This window comes from Treponema socranskii subsp. buccale (genome assembly GCF_024181585.1).
Taxonomy (GTDB): Bacteria; Spirochaetota; Spirochaetia; order Treponematales; family Treponemataceae; genus Treponema_D; species Treponema_D buccale.
In genome coordinates this window covers 527,565-547,062 of the sequence record NZ_CP054258.1, presented here as the reverse complement: position 1 = coordinate 547,062, position 19,498 = coordinate 527,565, and the positions used below count along the sequence as shown (strand labels likewise).

Annotated in this window: 17 protein-coding genes and 1 tRNA gene; 7 read left to right on the top strand and 11 right to left on the bottom strand. The window is 51.7% G+C overall.

Going from position 1 to position 19,498, the window contains the following annotated elements; genetic code table 11:
• Window positions 1–118: 118 nt before the first annotated feature.
• Window positions 119–310, top strand: coding sequence for a hypothetical protein (locus HRI97_RS02450; protein WP_253726317.1), 192 nt, complete (start codon window positions 119–121; stop codon window positions 308–310).
• Between the two features lie 28 nt (window positions 311–338).
• On the opposite strand, the gene hisIE is transcribed toward HRI97_RS02450, so the two are convergent.
• Both hisIE and HRI97_RS02440 read right to left on the bottom strand, forming a co-directional pair.
• Window positions 339–1,634, bottom strand: coding sequence for a bifunctional phosphoribosyl-AMP cyclohydrolase/phosphoribosyl-ATP diphosphatase HisIE (hisIE, locus tag HRI97_RS02445; RefSeq protein WP_253726316.1), 1,296 nt, complete (start codon window positions 1,632–1,634; stop codon window positions 339–341).
• Window positions 1,635–1,750: 116 nt separating this feature from the next.
• The gene (locus tag HRI97_RS02440) at window positions 1,751–3,094 is read right to left on the bottom strand and encodes an MATE family efflux transporter (RefSeq protein ID WP_253726315.1); all 1,344 of its coding nucleotides are present in this window, start codon (window positions 3,092–3,094) and stop codon (window positions 1,751–1,753) included.
• Window positions 3,095–3,250: 156 nt separating this feature from the next.
• Here HRI97_RS02440 and trxA point away from each other — a divergent pair, with 156 nt between their 5' ends.
• From trxA to HRI97_RS02425, 3 genes are read left to right on the top strand one after another with little or no spacing between them, the layout of a single operon-like run.
• A complete protein-coding gene (trxA, locus tag HRI97_RS02435) occupies window positions 3,251–3,562 on the top strand; it encodes a thioredoxin (RefSeq protein WP_253726314.1) in 312 nt (103 codons plus the stop codon).
• Window positions 3,559–4,239 carry a tRNA-uridine aminocarboxypropyltransferase gene (locus HRI97_RS02430; RefSeq protein WP_253726313.1) on the top strand — a complete coding sequence of 227 codons (681 nt, stop codon included), beginning with the start codon at window positions 3,559–3,561 and terminating at the stop codon, window positions 4,237–4,239. Before trxA ends, HRI97_RS02430 begins: the two co-directional genes overlap by 4 nt.
• A gap of 32 nt (window positions 4,240–4,271) precedes the next feature.
• Window positions 4,272–5,102: a carbohydrate-binding protein gene (locus tag HRI97_RS02425; protein WP_253726312.1), complete on the top strand. Its 831-nt coding sequence runs from the start codon at window positions 4,272–4,274 to the stop codon at window positions 5,100–5,102.
• Window positions 5,103–5,244: 142 nt separating this feature from the next.
• On the opposite strand, the gene HRI97_RS02420 is transcribed toward HRI97_RS02425, so the two are convergent.
• The 7 genes from HRI97_RS02420 to pepF all read right to left on the bottom strand — a co-directional run bounded on the left by HRI97_RS02420 (window position 5,245) and on the right by pepF (window position 14,272).
• The gene (locus HRI97_RS02420) at window positions 5,245–6,948 is read right to left on the bottom strand and encodes a glycoside hydrolase family 3 protein (RefSeq protein WP_253726311.1); all 1,704 of its coding nucleotides are present in this window, start codon (window positions 6,946–6,948) and stop codon (window positions 5,245–5,247) included.
• Window positions 6,945–7,886 carry a thioredoxin-disulfide reductase gene (trxB, locus tag HRI97_RS02415; RefSeq protein WP_253726310.1) on the bottom strand — a complete coding sequence of 314 codons (942 nt, stop codon included), beginning with the start codon at window positions 7,884–7,886 and terminating at the stop codon, window positions 6,945–6,947. The genes HRI97_RS02420 and trxB overlap by 4 nt, the downstream gene beginning before the upstream one ends.
• Window positions 7,887–7,936: 50 nt before the next feature.
• Window positions 7,937–8,008, bottom strand: a tRNA-Cys gene (locus tag HRI97_RS02410).
• 140 nt (window positions 8,009–8,148) lie between these two features.
• Entirely contained in the window at window positions 8,149–9,402 is a 1,254-nt protein-coding gene (locus tag HRI97_RS02405) for an aminopeptidase (protein ID WP_253726309.1), read from the bottom strand.
• 11 nt (window positions 9,403–9,413) lie between these two features.
• Window positions 9,414–11,342 (bottom strand): AMP-dependent synthetase/ligase, encoded by a 1,929-nt coding sequence (locus HRI97_RS02400; RefSeq protein ID WP_253726308.1) that lies wholly within the window; start codon window positions 11,340–11,342, stop codon window positions 9,414–9,416.
• A gap of 34 nt (window positions 11,343–11,376) precedes the next feature.
• Window positions 11,377–12,408: an adenosine deaminase gene (gene add / locus HRI97_RS02395; protein ID WP_253726307.1), complete on the bottom strand. Its 1,032-nt coding sequence runs from the start codon at window positions 12,406–12,408 to the stop codon at window positions 11,377–11,379.
• 61 nt (window positions 12,409–12,469) lie between these two features.
• A complete protein-coding gene (pepF, locus tag HRI97_RS02390; protein WP_253726306.1) occupies window positions 12,470–14,272 on the bottom strand; it encodes an oligoendopeptidase F in 1,803 nt (600 codons plus the stop codon).
• A 403-nt stretch (window positions 14,273–14,675) separates the two neighbouring features.
• On the opposite strand from pepF, the gene HRI97_RS02385 reads away from it, so the two are divergent.
• Window positions 14,676–15,464 carry a TetR/AcrR family transcriptional regulator gene (locus HRI97_RS02385; protein ID WP_253726305.1) on the top strand — a complete coding sequence of 263 codons (789 nt, stop codon included), beginning with the start codon at window positions 14,676–14,678 and terminating at the stop codon, window positions 15,462–15,464.
• A gap of 94 nt (window positions 15,465–15,558) precedes the next feature.
• On the opposite strand, the gene HRI97_RS02380 is transcribed toward HRI97_RS02385, so the two are convergent.
• Window positions 15,559–16,704, bottom strand: a complete 1,146-nt coding sequence (locus HRI97_RS02380) for an FAD:protein FMN transferase (protein ID WP_253726304.1) — start codon at window positions 16,702–16,704, stop codon at window positions 15,559–15,561.
• Window positions 16,701–18,545, bottom strand: coding sequence for an aspartate--tRNA ligase (gene aspS, locus HRI97_RS02375; RefSeq protein ID WP_253726303.1), 1,845 nt, complete (start codon window positions 18,543–18,545; stop codon window positions 16,701–16,703). Before aspS ends, HRI97_RS02380 begins: the two co-directional genes overlap by 4 nt.
• A gap of 183 nt (window positions 18,546–18,728) precedes the next feature.
• On the opposite strand from aspS, the gene HRI97_RS02370 reads away from it, so the two are divergent.
• Both HRI97_RS02370 and HRI97_RS02365 read left to right on the top strand, forming a co-directional pair.
• Complete coding sequence (locus tag HRI97_RS02370; protein ID WP_180486837.1) at window positions 18,729–18,989, top strand: type II toxin-antitoxin system Phd/YefM family antitoxin; 261 nt, start codon at window positions 18,729–18,731, stop codon at window positions 18,987–18,989.
• Entirely contained in the window at window positions 18,976–19,446 is a 471-nt protein-coding gene (locus tag HRI97_RS02365; protein ID WP_253726302.1) for a type II toxin-antitoxin system VapC family toxin, read from the top strand. Before HRI97_RS02370 ends, HRI97_RS02365 begins: the two co-directional genes overlap by 14 nt.
• Window positions 19,447–19,498: the final 52 nt, after the last annotated feature.

Below are 19,498 nucleotides of genomic sequence, written 5' to 3'. Positions count from 1 at the left end.
CTCGCTCCCGACCTTTTCACTCCGCAAGCGCCTCCGCTTGCTCCGTTCATACGGTCGTCCGCTGCCCCTTCCGGCGGGGACACCCCGCAACGCCCCGATAGCGGCACAAGAGCCGAAGATGAAAAATCCGCGCGACACACGGCACGGATGCCGTGTCGTACCTTTGCAAAACAGCTGCGCATTTTTGCAAAGCAAAAATGCGGTAGTGAGCGGTACACGGATGTACCGCGAACGAACACTGCTCGGAATCATCCTTGAAGTCGGGAGGCGAAAAACGGCCGAGCCGTTTTTCTTTTATTGGAGACGCTAGCGGATTCCTGCGCACTGCTCGGAATCCGCTAGCTCTTATGTCGTCTGTCGAGCTCTGCATAAACGTCACGCCAGGTAACGCCTTCGCGGTACATGAGCACGTTCATAAAATAAAACAGATCCGCGGCTTCCCACACGACATCCTGCTTCGTCTCGGCTTCGTTGCACAGCTCGTCGGCTTCTTCCAAAATCTTTTCGCGGACGCGCTTTCCGTCGAGCGTCGCCGTATAAGAGCCGGGCTTCGGATGCGCGAACCTGTCCGCAATGATATCGTATAATCTTCCGGCGGACGACGCTTCGTCTGCTTCGCCCGTAAAGCAGGTAAAGCTGCCCGTATGACACACGCCCCCGTGAGGGACGACCGTCGCAAGCACGGTATCCCGATCGCAGTCGGCGCGAAGTTTTTGCACCGAAAGCCAGTGTCCGCTGTGCTCACCCTTCGTCCACAGCATTCCCCGCGTACGGCTGAAAAAAGTCAGCTTGTTCGTCTCAAACGTTTTTTCAAACGCCGCGCGGTTCGCATAGCCGAGCATGAGCACGTCTCCGTTTACGCTCTGCGCGACGACCGGAATGAGATCGACTTTATCCCAATTCAAACAGCCGATAAACGCATCGGCAAGCGAAACCTTTCCGGTATAAAGCGCCATACCGAGCTGCACGTCGCATCCGAGCTTTTCAAGCTGCACGATTTCTTCCGTCGACGAAACGCCGCCCGCGGCGACGATGCGGCACTGCACCGCTTTTCTCAGTTTTTCGATCGCGCCCGTATCTGCGCCCTGCATACAGCCTTCTTTTTCAACGCAGGTAAATAAAATTTCGCTGCAGTATTTTTCCGCCAGCACGGCTCCTTCTATAAACGGCACGTCCGTCGTTTCAGTCCAGCCGTGCACTGCAACTTTTCCGCCTTTCGCATCGACGGCGACGATAACGCGCTGCCGGCCGATCGCCTGTACGAGAGAATCGAGGAATTCGACATCGAGCGGGCACTCCCCCGCTTTCGGATTTTTTTTCCACGCCGCCGAACCGATGATCACTTTTTCCGCGCCGAGCGACACGAGCTCTTTTGCGCGCTCGACGCTGCGTATGCCGCCGCCCGTGCGTACGTTACCCATGCGCAAAAGCCGTTTTAAAAGCGGCGTATTTTTCGTGTCACCGTGAGAGTCGACGTTTCCGAGCGCCGCATCCAAATCGATGACGGCGACTTCGCCGTACCTGTCGAATTCTTCGATGAGCGATTCCGCATCGTCGCGCGCGAGTACTGGATGTTCGCCGTTTTTCAGCTGCACGACGTGTCCGTCTTTTAAATCGATGGAAGATATGACCATAGGCGCAGTGTAGCAGAAAGAGAAAGGACTGACAACATAAAAAATTATTAAGAAACCGTCGGCATCGTTTCCCCGCCTGCCTTATCACTATACACGAGGCGGAATGCGGTCGAGGACTACCGTTTTTGAAATTGCTTTTCGAGTTTATGACGGCAGTGGATAAACGCGGGTATCAAAAAGCAGTCGGCTAAAAGCCATGCAAACGGAGAGGCGAAGCCTGCGCTCACAAAACCGAAATGCGGCACCATAAAGACGCCCATGAGCATACGCGCAACCATTTCGAATACGCCGGAAAAAATCGCAAAGCGCGAAAACCCCATGCCTTGAATCATAAAACGGAAAATATTTACGACCGACAAAAGGATGTACGCGGAACCGTTTTGCAGTAAAAAGAGTTTCGCATTTTTAATAATTTCCGTCTGCCCTCCGTTCATAAAGAGCATGACGAGGTAATCACCGAGCACAAAGTAGATGAGCATCGCAAGCACGGAATACACAGCGGCGATGATCATGCTGTCGCGCACGCCAGCGCCGAGCCGGTCGATTTTGCCGGCACCCGTATTTTGTCCGCCGTAGGTTGCCATCGTCGTACCGAGAGAATCGAAGACCGTACAGAAAAATTGGCTCACGCGGGTCGCTGCGGTAACTGCGGCGACGGCGGCGGAACCGAGTCCGTTTACCGATGCCTGCAGGATAACGCTTCCGATCGCCGTTATGGAATATTGCAGTCCCATCGGCACGCCGACACCGCACAGCACGCTGCAGTATTTTTTATTAAATTTTCGCTCGTCGCCTTTCGGCTTGATGATATCGAACTTCTTGAGCATATAAAAAAGACACGCGATGCCGGCAACTCCCTGAGAGATGACCGTCGCGAGAGCCGCCCCCTGCACGTCCCAGTGAAACACAAGGATAAAGATCAAATCGAGAGCGATATTGAGCACCGACGAAAGCACGAGAAAAAATACCGGCGTTTTACTGTCGCCGAGTGCACGGATCAAACCGGATGTTATATTGTATAAAAACGTAAGCGGAATGCCTGCAAAGATTATCCTGATATAGCCGCCCGCCCGCTCGAGAATGTCTTCCGGCGTTTCCATAGCGAGCATGAGCGGATCGCAAAAGATAACCGTGCCGACGGCCATGACGACGGAAAATGCGATGACGAGATATACGATATTTGCGACGTACTTCCGCATGAGTGAAAAATCTTTTGCACCGAAACGCTGCGATACGGGGATCGTAAAACCGTTGCATACGCCCATGACGAATCCGATTATTAAAAAATTCACGGCGCCGGTCGAGCCGACGGCTGCGAGCGCTTGAACGCCGAGCGATTTTCCGACGATAACCGTGTCGGTGAGGTTGTAAAACTGCTGGAACAGATAGCCGAGCAGTACCGGAATCGAAAATTCGAGGATGAGAGGGAACGGTTTTCCCTGTGTCAAATCTTTTGTCATAGAACCACCCGTAAAGATATGCGGAAAGTCGGCCGCATTGTGAAAACCGACGAATTCGCGATTATCACTGTAGCGAATTTTATTTGCTTTTACAACAAGAAAAGACTATATTTAAATAAATACAATTTTATAATAAATAACATACCGGAGGCAATTATGGAACTCACGCTTACTGCGGAGAATTTTAAAAGTGAAGTGCTCGAATCCGATCTTCCCGTACTCGTCGATTTTTGGGCGTCGTGGTGCGGTCCGTGCCGCATGATGGGGCCGGTCGTTTCGGAAATCGCCGAAGAAAAAAAAGGCGTGCTGAAAGTCGGCAAAGTCAACGTCGACGAACAGGAAAGCCTTGCCGCACAGTTCAGCGTCATGAGCATCCCGACGTTCATCCTGTTTAAAAACGGCAAAGCCGCCGCACGGCAAACGGGCGCGATGAGCAAAGCCGATTTATTAAAATCGCTCGGCGTATGAGCGATCGCTGCTGGCGCTGTTTCCGGCCGGTGCGCTTCTGTCTCTGCAAATACGCGGAGCCGGTCGACGCAGGTGTCAAATTCGTGCTGCTCATGCATCCGAAAGAAGCGAAGCGTGAGCGCACGGGAACAGGCCGCATCGCACATGTGTCGCTCGTCGATTCGGAGATTCTCGTCGGAATCGATTTTTCAAAAAATGCGCGGCTGCACGAACTGCTCGCCGATCCGCGTTATTTTCCCGTGCTGCTCTATCCGGGAAAGGATGCGCACACGGTGCGTACCGAAGGATTCGCCGATCTCGTCGGAGACAAAACGCTTCTCGTGATCGTCATCGACGCGACGTGGTTTTGTTCGCGCAAAGTGATCGAGCACAGCGCTTTTTTGCTTGATCTTCCGCGTCTCTCGTTTGCAGGCAGTTACCGCTCCGAGTTTACGTTCAAGCGCGAACCTTTTCCCGATTATATCTCGACGATCGAATCCTGTTATTATCTCATAAAAGAGCTGCAGTCAGCGCACCTTGCAAACGAAAATGCAAACCCCGAACCGCTTATGACGGCTTTCCGAAAACTCATTCGCGATCAGCTGCAGGCGCAAAACGACCGCATCGACGGCAAGCTGCCCGACACGCACAGTTACAATTGGAAATACACGAAAAAAGTTAATATTCCGAAAACTTGATTAAAACGAATATTCGATATACAGTAGCGTGTATGTCGAAAAACACTCTGACACTTGAGATAAAAAATGAAAAAGGCGAAGTGCTTGCACGGCAAATCGGGGAAGATTTCGTGCACTTGGTATATGAACACGAATACCGCGTGGGCGACCGTATCGTATTTTCCGTGTCGAAAAGCAATTGTTTTTTTATAATTCAGTTCGATACGGTTTTAAATCCCGCTTTTGTCTACATGAAAGGACCGGTCTTCACATATGAAATTCCGTTCGGAGAAAAAAAGTTTTCTTACGATCCGAAAACTTTTTCGGGAACCTTGCATTTACTCAAAGCGCGCGTCGCATACGAAGAAGAAATCGATGCATATAAAAATCTCGCACTGAACGATCACGATACGCATACGAACGACGTTTGCTTTCCTCATGCAAAAGCAAATATCGAAACCAGAGGCGAATCCGTTTTCGCCGCACGCAATGCGATCAACGGCAACTGTGAAAATCGCTCGCACGGCAAATGGCCGTATGAATCGTGGGGTATCAATCGGGATCCCCAAGCGTTGCTTACGCTTGATTTCGGACGAAACATATATACGGATAAAATCATACTGATATGCCGCGCCGATTTTCCTCACGATAATTATTGGAAACAAATAGAAATCGGTTTTTCCGACGGCAGCGTACAAGTATTTTCTCTAAAGAAAAGCGCGGCACCCCATGTATTCAAAATCGTTCCGAAAAAAACGACATACATAACTTTAGGCAAATTGCTGAAAGATGAAACACTCGACTCGCCGTTTCCGGCGCTGACACAAATAGAAGTATACGGCAGAGAAGCGGACACGAAAAAAATTACAATCCCGAAATATTAATAATTTTCCCGGCGATGCAAAAAGGCGGCAGCGGCGCGCAAAAAGGCGGCAGCGGCGTTCGGGTTAAAAGCGCGCGACGTCATTCGGCAAGTTCGTTGATTGAAAGCGCGCGAAAGCCGCACGCAAAATCGGTACAAACGCTTTACGGTTTAAACGGCAAAGTGCCTTGGGCTTCGTATTCGCCTGCGAGCGCGCCGAACATCGCATCGAACGTATACGACGACCAGCTGTATCCCATAACGACGGAATCCGCCCAGCTGAAATCGAGTGAGTATTCGGGCGACATGATCGAAAAGATCACGATTCTCTTCCCGCTTCCTTTGAGCGTGCGGGCGATACGCGCGGACTGGGCATTCGAAACACAGCATATGACCGTATTGTAGGCGGCAGCGCTTTCAAGGATATGATCGCACATATACTGCGTTTCGTTCGGTCCGGGCTCCGAAGAAAACCGATAATCGCCGGAAGAGGCATAGCGCCGCTTTCCTTCGCTGAAAAATCGAGAAAGAGAGCCGACAAAGAGCACACGGCCGGCATCACGGCTCGAAAGCGGCAGCGTACCTTTTTTGTACAGCGTAATCGACCGGCACGCCTGTTCTAAAAAAAACTTTTCGCCTTCTTTATCGGGAATATACTTTCCGATCGAAGCGGCATCGGGATAAAGAGGTGCCGCATTTCCGCTTTTAAAATAATCGAGCTTTGCTTTTAAGACGCGATACGCCGCATCTTTTACGCGGTCGCGGAATGAAGCGTCCGTTTTCATGCGATCAAGGTTTACCGTCCACAACGGTTCGTTTAAGCGCGCCGTCGTCGAAGAGATGAGGATATCGTTGCCGGCCGCTATCGCAAGGTAAAACGCGTTCGTCAACGAACCCGCGTAGAGCGTATCGCCGTTCATCATCATATCGTCGGTAATGATCAAGCCGTCAAAGCCGAGCTTCGTGCGCAGCAAATCGGTGAGGAAATATTTTGAAAGGGAAGCGGGCGCACCGCTTGCATCGATTTTCGGAAAACTCAAATGCCCCGACATGATCGCGGGGATTTTTTGCCTGACGAGGTATTCGAACGGAACGAGTTCTCGATGCATGAACGTCTTTTCGTCGATATCGATTTCGGGAAGCCTTACGTGCGAGTCGCCGTCGGTGTCTCCGTGTCCCGGAAAATGCTTTGCCGTCGGGATAACGCCCGCCGCAATGCTCCCTGCGGAAAAAGCCGCACCGAGAATGCCCGCGTGTTCGGGATTGTCTCCGAAGGAGCGCGGTCCGATGATCGTGGAAGTGCGATCGGTAAAGAGATCGACCGACGGTGCAAAATTCATATTGATGCCGAGCGCTTTTATTTCGCGCGAAATATAATACGCGCTGTACCACGCGTCGACGGGGTAGCCTGCAGCTCCGATCGCCATATTGCCCGGCGTGATCGACGTTTCGCCTTTGACGTGGCGGATCCAACCGCCCTCCTGATCGGTCGCGACGAACAGCGGTATTTTAAATCTCGTTTGCGACGCGCTCCGCTGCAACGAAAAAACGGAACTCGCAACGAGGCGTATATCCCCCGTGTTCCATCCGAACACTTTTACGCTGCCGAGCCCGCGCGAAACCCAATCATACAAAAGCTGATCCGGCTCGGCGCCCGCCCAGCCGAACATAAATATCTGCGAAAGGCATTCCGCATCGCTCATGCGTTCGACGATCGTGCGTGCGAGCGTTTCTGCCGGATAATCGCTCCAAAACGTGACGCCTTTCGGAAGCGATTCGGAGCTCGTTTCGCTCTGCGCAAAAAGCCGCGGCGAAACGGCGATCGCCATATTAATAATTAATAATATTGATTTTGTAAAACGATTCATGCTCGTTCTCCGGCCGGCAAAACCCGCTTTACGTATTCGGCAGCTTCGTGTGCCGCGATCGCGCCGTCTGAAACCGCGGTGACGATTTGGCGGAACGGTTTTGCACGTACATCGCCTGCGCAGTACAGACCCTGCATAATCGTTTCCATCTTTTCGTTCGTCACGATATAACCCGCCCCGTCTTTCGGCAGCGTATCGAAGAGTTCCGTGCGCGCTTTCATGCCGACGAAGATGAATACGGCATCGGCAGGCAGTTCAGCTTCGTCTCCCGTTTCCGTATCTTCGAGCAGTACGGATTGTACCCGTCCGTTCCCTCGGATTTCTTTTACAAGCGTATTGTATTTGATATGTATGTTTTTATCGTTTTTCACTTTTTCGACAATAGAATATTCCGCACGGAACTGCGCTTTACGATGGACGAGCGTAACGTGCGGAGAAAGCGTTGCAAGGTAGAGAGACTCGGTACATGCCGAATCGCCGCCTCCGACTACGACAATCGCTTTGTTGCGAAAAAAAGGCCCGTCACAGGTCGCGCAGTACGAAACACCTCTTCCGGTCAATTCTTTTTCACCGGGAACGCCGAGCATCCGGTGTTCGGCACCCGTCGCAATAAGGAGCGCAAAAGAGCTGTATTCGCCGCTTTCGGTATGAACGTAAAACGTATTTTTAATTTTATCGATCGAAGCGATCTTCGCCTGCGCAATCCGCGCACCGAAAGATTCCGCCTGCTTTTTCATCGTACCGATAAAATCGATTCCCGTAACGGCCGGAAAGACGCCCGGATAATTTTCAAGCTCGACGATCTGCAGCGCCTGTCCGCCCGGCTCGAACGGATCGAAGACGATCGTGCGCAAACCCGCGCGCGCGGCATATTGCGCCGAGGCAAGCCCCGCGCTGCCGGCACCGACAATGATGTAATCGCACGAAATGGTTTCCATAAGCCGCCTCGATGAAAAAAAGCCGGAACATCATGCGATATTCCGGCCCAAGGCGTCGAGCGGAATTGAACCGCTGCATAAGGGTTTTGCAGACCCGTCCCTTACCACTTGGGTACGACGCCGAAATCATTATAACAAAAAATATCGCAGCATGTCAACGCAATTTTTTCACGCAATTTTTGCAAGTCTTATCGATTGCGGAAATTTTCATTTTCGTAACAAGCCGCAGTTTTTAAAACTTTCCGACAATCTGTTGTGCTGCTCACAGCATCAGGTCTCCGTTTCGCAAAACCGTCCGCACGGAGCCGTCTTCATACGTTATTTCGATCGTCGGTTCGCGGACGACGCCGTCAAGGTGAATCAGAGCGGGCGCATCGCTGTCGTAATTTTCACCGATCGCAAAGTGACACGTTCGGAACGCTTTTTCGTCTTCGAGCATGTTTCCCGTAATGACGGCGGCGGGATTCAAGCCGATACCGAGCTCTCCGATATTGCGCGCATTTCTGCGATACACGCTCCCTTCCCCTTCGGGCAGCTTTCCTTCCTTTTCCATCGCAAGCGATTTCGCTTCCGCGTCGGCGATCGTTTTTTTCAAGCGCGCGGCTTCCTCTCCGCCCTCTATGTCGGTTACAAAACCGTCGGCAACCTGCACGACTATCGGCGTTTCAAGAAGGGCATCTCCGTCACCGAACGTCATCGAACCGTCGAATACGATTTTCCCGTTTGTGCCGGATGCACCCGGCGCGTTTTTTTCTTCGGCGTGCCTGCCGTCCCCTTGCGCACCCGCTCCTTCCGCACTGCCTTGAACGCCGTCCGCGTCTTCGGCATCGCTTTGAGCACCGATCTTCTGTTTGATCTTATCGATGAGATTCCCCTCGTCCTGCACGTTTCCCGTACCGACGACGGGACTGATAAACACTTCTCCCGCGGGGATGTTTCCGCCCGAACCGGGCTTCGAAAAATCTCCGTCGTCTTCGAAGGCTTTGCGTCCCGCGACCGGCACGACGACATCCGTTCCGCCGGGAGAAGTAACGTGAACGGAGACGGCTTTTTCATACGCTTTTTTTAACACCGCACAGCGAGAGGCGAGCTCTTTGTAATCGATCTGAACCGCACGTTCGTACATCTCCTGCGTGATGCCCGGCATCCACACGGCGCGCATCGATTTTTTGCCGTTCAGTAAAAAGTCGAAGATATGCATGAATTTCGTGCCCTTTGCGTCGACATAGGGATGCGCCGCCGCGCCGGGATCTTTTCCGAGCTTTGACGACGACACGGAAAAGCACAGGTCGGGATTCGTCGCGATAGAAGCGAGCACTTCGGGCGATGCGTTGTCGAACGAATTTTTTATGGTTTGAAACATAAGCACCGGCACACCGCCCGCCTTTTTTACCGCTTCGAATAAATCCTGCGCAATCATATTCGTTTCGGGATTTGCGACGATGAGCACACGCTCGCCTTTTTTTACGCGGCACACATCGCGTACGATGATCTCCGCCGGCACTATGTCTTTCATATTCGATTTCCTCACATATCCGCTTTCTGATCCTGAACGAACAGAGAAGCGATTTCTTCAGCGTAGATTTCACCGATCCTGAAACGCATGATTTCCTGTTTCGCCGAAAGTTCGACGCCGACTTCAAATGGCTTTGTGATCAGTGCGAATTTATTGATCCGCTCGAACATCTTAAACCCGTTTTTCGAATTGATGAGGCCGTTGATTTCGCTCGCATACAGCGTTTGAATATATTCGGATGCGAGCAGATTTTCGTAGGTATCGTATTGGATGCCGTTTTCGGCCGCATAGCCTTTTACTTCGTCTTCATCGACGAGAATGAGCGCGCCGAGATAGCGTTCGTCCTGACCGACAACGACGGCCGCTTTGATAAAGCGCGACTCCTGCAGCTTTTGCTCGATCGGAAGCGGTTCGATATTTTCGCCGCCGCGGAGCACTATCGTATCTTTCATGCGGCCTTTTAAAACGATTTCGTCGTGAATCGAAAGGATGCCGATATCGCCCGTGTCGAACCAGCCGTCGACGGTCATCACTTTTGCCGTCAAATCGGGACGCTTGTAATATCCCTTCATCACCGTGCCGCCCTTTACCTGCACGACGCCCTGTTTGCAGCGTCCGAGCACATAGCCGTCCTGATCGACGATACGCACTTTGACGCCGCGGATGGGAGAGCCGACATTGCCGAACACGGGATCGGCTATCGGCCGTACGGAAACGACGGGAGCGGTTTCGGTGAGGCCGTAGCCTTCGACGACCTTTACGCCGATCGCCCAAAAGAACTCGTCGATGTTGTGCGGATAGGCGCCGCCGCCGGAAACGCCCGCGCGGAAGTTTTTCCCGAGCATCGCTTTGATTTTTCGAAACACGAGCGCATCCCCGAGCAATTTGAGAGGATAGAGCAAAAGCCACGGGATGACGAGCAGCGCCCACAGCGCACCGATGTAGTCCGGTCCGAAGCGCACGTTTTTGCGGAAGAGGAGCCTGTCGATCCGCGAATGCAAAATCGCAACTCCGACGAAAAATCGGAACAGCATGTAAACGAAACCGCCCGTTTTGCGCATCTTGCGGTTGATACCGTCGTAGATCGCTTCGTACACGCGGGGAACGGCGGGCATGAGGTGAGGATTGATCTTTTGAAAATCGGCGAGGAGGATACTTCCGACCGGCTTCGAATAACAGAGCGCGGCACCTTGAATCAAAATGACATATTCGCACAGCCGCTGAAACACGTGCCACACCGGAAGCACGCACAGCGCGCGGTCGCCGGGATTCAAATAAATTCGCTCCTGCAGTTCGTCGAGCTGCGTCAAAAAATTGCCGTGCGAAAGTTCGACACCCTTGGGCATACCCGTCGTACCCGACGTAAAGATGATACACGCGGTATCGTTCCACTCTCCCTTTTCGAGTTCGGCTTCGATTTCAGCCCTGTGTTCGATATTGTACTTTTTACCTTCGTTCAATAAATTATTAAAAAATAATAAATCGATCCCGGATTTTTTTACGTCCGTTTTTATATCGTCGCCGACGTCTTCAAACGAAATGAGCGTTTTCAGATGCGGCAGTTCGCTCTTTACGGAAACGATCTTTTTAATCTGCGCGGCATTTTCCGCAATGACGACGGCGCATTCCGTAAACGACAAAATTTGCTGCAAGTCGATAAGCGTCGCATCGCAGCCGCGGGGAACATCGACGGCACCGAGCGCCATAATCCCCATATCGGCCTGTTCCCACTCTTTACGGTTGTCGGAGATGAGACCGACAGGCTCGCCGCGCACTACGCCGAGCTGTTTTAAAGCAGCGGCAAAATCGAGGGAAGTTTCATACAGTTCTCGATACGATGTCGGTTCGAAAACACCTTCGGCATTTTTCGAATACTGCGCCGCGATTTCGGGAAAATCGACAGCGGTTTTTTTCAGCATTTTCGGGAGCGTTTGTTCCATAACTGAAAAGTATAACTGTAAAAAACAAAGCTCGTCAATCGGCGGGTGCGAAAGCTTTCCACGCGGCGTTCACTTCGCGGATGTAAGATTTTTTTGCAGTCTCTGAGAGGAAAGACGCGTTGAAGCCGTTGCAGATGAGGCGCTTGATTTCGGGAAGCGTAAAGTGCAGCTTTTTGTAGCACTTCCAATATTCTTCGATGAGATTCGTTTTGAAAAAGAGCGGATCGTCGGTGTTTACGGTGACGAAGATGTTTTCGTCGTACATGCGGCGAATCGGATGGTTTTCGACGGTATCGATAAAACGCTTCGTAAACACGTTGCTCGTAATGCACACTTCGAGCGGCAGCTGCGTTTCGGCGAGGTAGCTCATGAGTTCGGGATCCTGCACCGATGTGATGCCGTGACCGATTCGTTCGGCGCGGAGGAATTTGATCGTGTCCCACACGGATTCGGGTCCGACGTCTTCGCCCGCGTGTGCGACTGCATGAAAGCCGTCCGCGTGCGCACGCGAAAATACGGGTTCGAAATTTTTTGCGGGTCCCTTTTGTTCGGCTCCTCCGAGTCCGATGCCGATGATGTCTTTACACGGGTATTGCTTGAGCAGTTCGTAATTTTTCATCGCATTGTCGCAGCCGAATGTCCGCGATACGTCGAGCAGGAGTTTTATGACGATATTGTATTTTTCTTTGATCTCCGCGATCTTTTCGGAAAAGAGCGAAATCATTTCGCCGTAGTCGAATCCTTTTTTTAAAAAAGCGGAAGGCGCGAAAAAGGCTTCGCAATAGACGATATTGTTTTTGGCAAGATATTTTCCGAAATCGTCGAAAACGTATTTGAAATCGGAAACCGATTGAAAAAGATCCTGTACGGCGAGAAAGGCTTTGATAAAGCCGTTGAGATTATCGTATGAAAAGAGTTCGGCTTCGTCCGCAGCGCTCATCTTTTTACCGAAGCGCCGCTCGTACAATTTTTCGATCGTACGAAACGACATGACGGCTTCGATGTGGATGTGTATTTCCGCTTTCGGTATCTTTGCCAAAAAAGAGTTAAACTCGGTTTCTTTCAATTATAATCTCCGTAAGATTTTCCGCAAAAAATCCGACTTTATATATATCGGCACATTTTCGCTAAATCTTAAGCAGGGCCGAAAGCTCTTTTACGATGCGCGCGAATACGGCGCACGCGTCTTCGATCGGCTTGCTTTCGCTCATGTCGACGCCTGCGATTTTGAGCGATTCGATCGGGTAGCGGGAACCTCCCGATTTCAAAAAACCGAAATAATCGTCGCGTTCGGTTTTGCCTCCGTTCAATACGCGCTCGGCAAGCGCAAGAGACGCCGAAATCCCCGTTGCGTATTTGTATACGTAAAACGCGCTGTAAAAATGCGGGATACGCAAGCCTTCCATATCGCTGTTTGTTTCAAAATGCATTTCGCTTCCGAAATACTTTTCGAGAAGCGATCGATAGGTTTTACGAAGCAGTTCCGCCGAAAGCGGCTCTCCCGCCTCGACGAATTCGTGCGCTTTCAATTCGTATTCGGCGAACATCGTCTGGCGGTACAGCGTCGCGAGTATGTCGCCCGCATGAGTTGCGAGGAGATAGGCTTTCATATCGTCGGTTTCCGCTCGTTTTAAAAGATAGCGGAACACGAGTTCTTCGTTGAACGTCGATGCGACTTCGGCTTCGAAAATCGTGTAGTTGTACTGCATATAGGGATTCGCGTGCACCGAATACCACGTGTGCATCGAATGCCCGCCTTCATGCGCCATCGTAAACACGTCGCGGATGACGTCGTCTTTGTAGTTGAGCAGGATAAACGGATTTCCCGTGTATACGCCGCTTGAAAACGCGCCGCTTCTCTTTCCTTTGTTTTCATAGCGGTCGACCCAGCCGCCGAGAAGTCCGCTGCAGAGCCGGTCGGTATATTCGCTTCCGAGAGGAGAAAGCGCTTCGCGGCATATTTCGACCGCTTTTTCGTAACTCGTGTTCGTGCGCACGTTTTTGACGAGCGGCACGTATACGTCCCAGTGGCGCAGTTCGGAAAGATGAAGCGCTTTTTTTCTGAGCGCGTAATACTCGTGAAGTGCGGGAAGATTTTTATGTACGGTATCGATGAGATTGCGGTAGACGCTTACGGGCACATTGTCGGGATAGAGCGCTTTTTCGAGGCAGGACGCATAGCCTCGCGCTCGCATCGAAAACACGTCCTGATTGACGCTTCCCGAATAGAGGGATGCGAGCGTGTGCTCGTAAGCTTCGAAAGTGCCGTAGAATTTTTTATATGCGTTTTCGCGGACGCTCCGATCGGGATTGTCCATAAACACGCTCCACGTCGATTGCGTCAAAGGTTTTTCTGCTCCGCCGACCGTCACCGTGCCGAAGCGCAGATCGGCATCGGTAAACACGGTAAAAGCTTTGTGTGCGGCGGATGCGCTTTCGCTTTGCAGCGACATGATGCGCTCTTCTTTTTCGCTTAAAACAAAACGCTTCATACGGAGCAGTTTCGACAAAAAGACGCGGTAATCGCGGAAGGCGTCTTCTTCCATCCAAGCCCGTATCTTTTCATCCGGTATCGATTGAAGTTCGGGATTGAAAAAACTCGTTGCCGCGAGGTATTTCGTGTACGCCATGCGCGCGCGCCCTTCTTTGTTTTGAGCGGCGGAGTCGGTTTCATCCGCGGTCAGCTGCAAACTCGCGTAATTGAAAACGGCTTCGAGTTTTTTGTCGGCGGCTTCGTACGCTTTGAGCGCCGAAAGCAGCGTTTTATCGGATTCGGAAAGCCTGCCTTTGTACGCGGCGGCTTTTTCGGTGAGCGTTTCGATTTCCGAAAGCGCTTTTTCCCAATCGCCGTCCGATGCGAACAGCGACGATAAATCCCATTTGTCCGAAAAAGGAACGTCTTTTCGAAGCGGAACTGAATGCTGTGTCATACCGTCATTATAGCGTATATCGAACGTTCTCACAATAAAAAGCGCACAGCAGCCAGGGATTACGCATGAAAAATGTATACACAGAAAAGAGACATAATATAAAATAAAAAAGGCGGAACGCGAGGCAGCGGCAATGCCGCCGAGCCGCTCAGACCGATGGCAAGCGAACTTTTTGGTAAAAAAGTTCGCGCAGTCCGATTCCAATCACGGTCTGCCGCGGCGAACGGCAGGGCTGCTGCCGGGAGTGCAGCCGATTTTTTACGGTAATGGTTATTTTTTGAGGAATATAGATTCTCATGCGTAAGCCCTGCACAGCAGCCGGGGCTTCAGCATAAAAAAAGTATTTCAGCTCTGAAGTCGTCATCGTAGATACAAGCACGGCGCTTTTCGATATAATGACGGCATGGCAAAAAAACGGATCGACCGCGATAAAATACTACAAGCCTTTCTCACGTGTGCGTTCGAAAAAAGCGCGGGTGCCGTCTCCCTCGCCGACATCGCCTCTCTCCTCGGCGTAAACAAAGCCTCTCTCTACAATCACTTTTCGAGCAGAGATGCGATCTGTGAAGCCGCGATCGATTTTTGCGCGGACTATATGAGCGGCGTCCGCTTTATTCCCGAAACTGCGGATTCACTCGCCCCGCTTTCGTTTTCCGACGCGCTCGCAAAAATCGTCAAACAGTATTTCCGTTCGTACGAAATCGAACCGCTCTTTCAAATGTATGCGTTTATCCATTCGAGCAAATTTTTTTCATCCGAAGCCGCACGCGCGGCCGAACGCGAAACGCAAAAGATCGCGGACGATACGGCATCTTTTATCGCGCGATTCGCCGCGGAGGGAAAACTGCCGAGCACGGAAAGTAAAGCGGAACAAACGAGCCCGCTCGATGCGGGAAGCGCAGGGAATGTAAACCGTACGGGAGATATGCGGCAGACGGACGGCACGCCCGACGCCGGAAGCGCGGGAGACGCACCGCAAACGCTGCAAACAGCGGCATCCGATGCGCTCAAAGAACGCGCCCTCTTTTTTGCACGGGAGTTGAGCGCGGAGTTGAGCGCGTACATCGTCGAAAAAAAAGAAACGCTTCGGCAAAATCCCGAAAGCGGCGCGGGGAGTCTTTTTGCCCTTCCTTCGGACGATTCGGCGCTTGCAAAAATCATCGCGAGAGCCGAAGCGTATTGGAAAGGCTGACGATCGCAAAAACCGCAGCCGAACGCCGCATTGCAATTTTAACAAACCGTCCCGCTTCGGCATACGCATAGCGGTGCTGTATGCAAGCGAGACTCTATTCGAACTTTACGGCAGGCGCTTCGAGCGAACCTTCAAGCGCTTTCGATGCGCTTACGCTTCCGTCTTCTTCGATAAATATGCCGAGCACTTGCGCGTGAAGCCCCGGAATCTCGGCAAGAGGCGTACCGGCCGACGACTGTATCCTGTGCAGCAGATCCATGCCGCCTTCTTTACCGAGCACGAAAACGCTCGTCGAAAGCGCGTCGGCCGCCATGCTCGATTCGCACACGATCGTCGAAGAAAGCAAACCGCTGGCTGCAGGATATCCCGTCTTTACGTCAAGTATGTGATGATAGCGTACGCCGTTTTCCGTAAAAAAACGCTCGTAGACGCCGCTCGTCACGATCGTCGAATTTGCCACATTCAAAACGATAGCCGGCACGCCTTCGGGATCGTTCGGATCTTTAATGCCGACACGCCACGGAGAGCCGTCCTTTTTTTTGCCGTACACGAAGATGTTGCCGCCCAAATCGACGATGGCGCGGCGTACTTTTCGCGCTTTTAAAATTTTCGTCAATTCGTCTGCAGCGTAGCCTTTGACGATGCCGCCCAAGTCGAGCGCCATACCGCGCCGCTTGAGCATGACGGTATTGTCGTCTGCTGCGGAAACATCGCGCCAGTTTATCAAGGGCAGCACCGCATCGATTTCGCTCTGTGCGGGTACGCGCGCGTGATCGGTATTGATGCCCCACAGCTTTACGAGCGGGCCGACGGTCGGGTCGAAGGCGCCGCCGGTGAGTTCCGCAAAGGCGAGAGCAGATCTAACGACGTAGGCCGTATCGGAAGAAACGGAAACGCTTCGTTCACCGGCAGCTTTATTTATTGCGGAGATTTCCGAAGAGTCGATAGTGACGCTGAAAGTCTCATCGATTTCATGCAGCCGTGCGAAGAGTTCGTCGTACAGCGATTTCGTGCCGTCGTCGTACGCGTTCACCGTGCACACCGTTCCCATGAGGGCTTCGGTACGCGGATCCGCAGTACGCTCGCAGGAAGCAAAGCAAATAGAAAAAATAATAATTAATAAGGCGAATATCGAGTTTTGAAAATATTGTCTGAACAAAGGCACTCCGAAACAGCGTTTTATTAAAGCGCGACCCCTCTCGATTTTATTAAATTCATTAAAACCGAAAACGTTTTTCATACGTCTTTTGCATCTTCCTTTTCGGTTACCGCGATGTGCAGTTCATCGAGCTGTATCCGCTCCACTTCGCTCGGACTCTCGTCCATCGGAGAAGCGGCCAAATTATTTTTCGGAAAGGCGATCACTTCGTGGATGCTCTCTTCCCCTTCCATGAGCATGATAAGGCGGTCGAGACCCGGTGCGATGCCGCCGTGCGGAGGAGCTCCGAATTGAAATGCGCGCACGAGAAAACCGAACGCTTTTTGCGCGCGCTCTTCGCTGTAGCCGACGATTTTAAAAATGCGTTTTTGCAGTTCGGGATCGTTGATACGCATGGAACCGGATGCAAGCTCGTAGCCGTTGAGTACCAAATCGTAGAGATCGCCTTTGACGGCACCCGGATCGCGCTCGAGCGTATCCCAATATTTTTTTTGCGGAAGCGTAAACATGTGGTGTTCCGTTTCCCACTTGCTCTCGTCTTCGTTCCACGCAAAATACGGAAAGTCGATAATCCACACAAAGTGAAACCGATCACGGGGATCATAGAGATCGAGTTCTTTACCGAGCTGCTTGCGCACGGCACCGAGTGCGACGCAGGCGGTCTGCCATCTTTCGTCGCTCACAAACAAAAGCAAATCGTTTTTTTCGGCGCCGAGCTTTTCGCAAATCTCTTTTTCTTTGCCCGCATAGAATTTAGAGATGCCGCCTTCGAACGCGCCCTCACCGTCGACTTTCATCCACGCGAGCCCCTTCGCTTTATACGTCTTTGCAGCCGCTTCGAGCGCTTCGATCATTTTCCGGCTGTACTTGTCGGCGACGTTTTTGACGACGAGCGCTTTTATCGCCGAGCGTTTGTGCCGTTCGATATCGCGCCCTGCGTTTGCAGCTCCCGCTTTGAACGCGTTGAAATCCGAGAGTTCTGCCATAAAAGCCGCGTCCTGCATTTTCAAATCGAAGCGGAGATCGGGTTTATCCGAACCGTACAAATCGAACGCGTCCTCCCACGAAAGCCGGTCGAAGCGCAGAGGCAAATCGAAGTTCATCGTCTTTTTAAAAACCCAGCCCATCATGCCTTCGGTTACGCCGAGCACTTCTTCGCGGTCGGTAAAGCTCATCTCCATATCGATCTGCGTAAACTCAGGCTGCCGGTCGCCGCGCGCATCTTCGTCGCGGTAACATCGGGCGATTTGAAAATATTTATCGAAACCCGAAACCATCAAAAGCTGTTTGTACAGCTGCGGGCTTTGCGGCAGCGAATAAAATTTCCCCGCATGCACGCGCGAAGGCACGAGATAATCGCGCGCACCTTCCGGCGTCGATTTAATAAAAGTCGGCGTTTCGATTTCAAGAAAGCCCTGCTGCGTAAGATATTCGCGGACGGCGAAAGTCACTTGAGAGCGCAATATGATATGATGCTGCATCGGAGCACGGCGCAGATCGAGATAGCGGTATTTTAAACGGAGATCTTCATTCGGCAATACGACAGTTCCGTCCTTTTGGCGCACTTCGTCGATCGCAAAGGGCAGCGGATCGGAAGCCGTAAAGATTTCGATATCGCAGGCCGCCACTTCGATTTCACCCGTCGGCATATCGGCGTTGACGTCTTTATCGCCCCGCGCGGAAACGGTGCCGCGCACTGCAATGCAGTATTCGCTTTTGAGCGAAGCCGCGGTTTTTTTGACGCTTTGTGCCGCATCGGGTCCGACGAGCACTTGCGTTATGCCGTAGCGGTCGCGCAGACTGATAAAAAAGATACCGCCCAAATCGCGCGTGCGGTGCACCCAGCCGTTTAAGACGACGGTTTTACCGACATCGCTTTTTCGGAGTTCTCCGCAGGTAACGCTTCGTTTTAAATTTTCCATAATGTCGCATTGTAATACATTGCGCTTGAAGTGGGAAGAGAACGGATGAAAGGATTTTTTTACATACGTATCGCAGTGGAATCAGGACTAATTTTCAGGATACCCATTTAAATCAACCGGTCTTTTCAACCGGTTGATTTTCCGATTTTTTTATGTTATCTTATATGCAGCGGAGGTACGTGTATGCAGGGTACAATCGAAGTCGGTGCATTCGACGCGAAAACACATTTTTCCGAACTGCTCCGTAAAATCGAAAAAGGCATTACGGTTACCGTAACGAAAAACGGCCGCCCCGTCGCGACGCTTACAAAAGCAACCGCCGATACGACACGCGCGCGCGATGCCTGCCGCCGTATCGAAGCACGGGCAAAACTCATCGCTTCGCGCGGCAAGCCCGTCAGTCTGAAAGAAATAAACAAGTGGAAAACCGATGGAAGAGCGTAACACTCCGGCAGCCGTCGTTGATGCATCGTTTATGGCAGCGTATTTTCTCGGGCTTTTTACGGGAAAAGAAACTTCGCGCGAACAGGGATTTTCAAAAGCGCGTGAGGCGATTTCTGCAATCGTTTCGCAAAACGGGCAATTTTTTGTGCCGAATATATTTTTTTATGAAATGGGCAATATCCTGTACATTGCGGCGCACAAACGCATTACAAAAACGGAGCGGCATGAAATCGAATACGATTTGTTCGAACTTCCGATCGTCATCGACGGAAACTGCGATGCTGCACTCATGATGCGAATCCAAGAATTCGCCGATAAGCACTCGCTTTCGTTTTACGACGCATCCTATCTCGAACTTTCCGGGCGGCTGCAGCTGCCGCTGCTCACGTTCGATTCGGCGCTCGAAAACGCATCTCGTACCGAAGGCGTACGAAAGTACACATCTCGAAAAAATTAAAAGACGCTCATGCTCTGCGCTCGTATTCGATTCACACGCAAGTGCATATCGC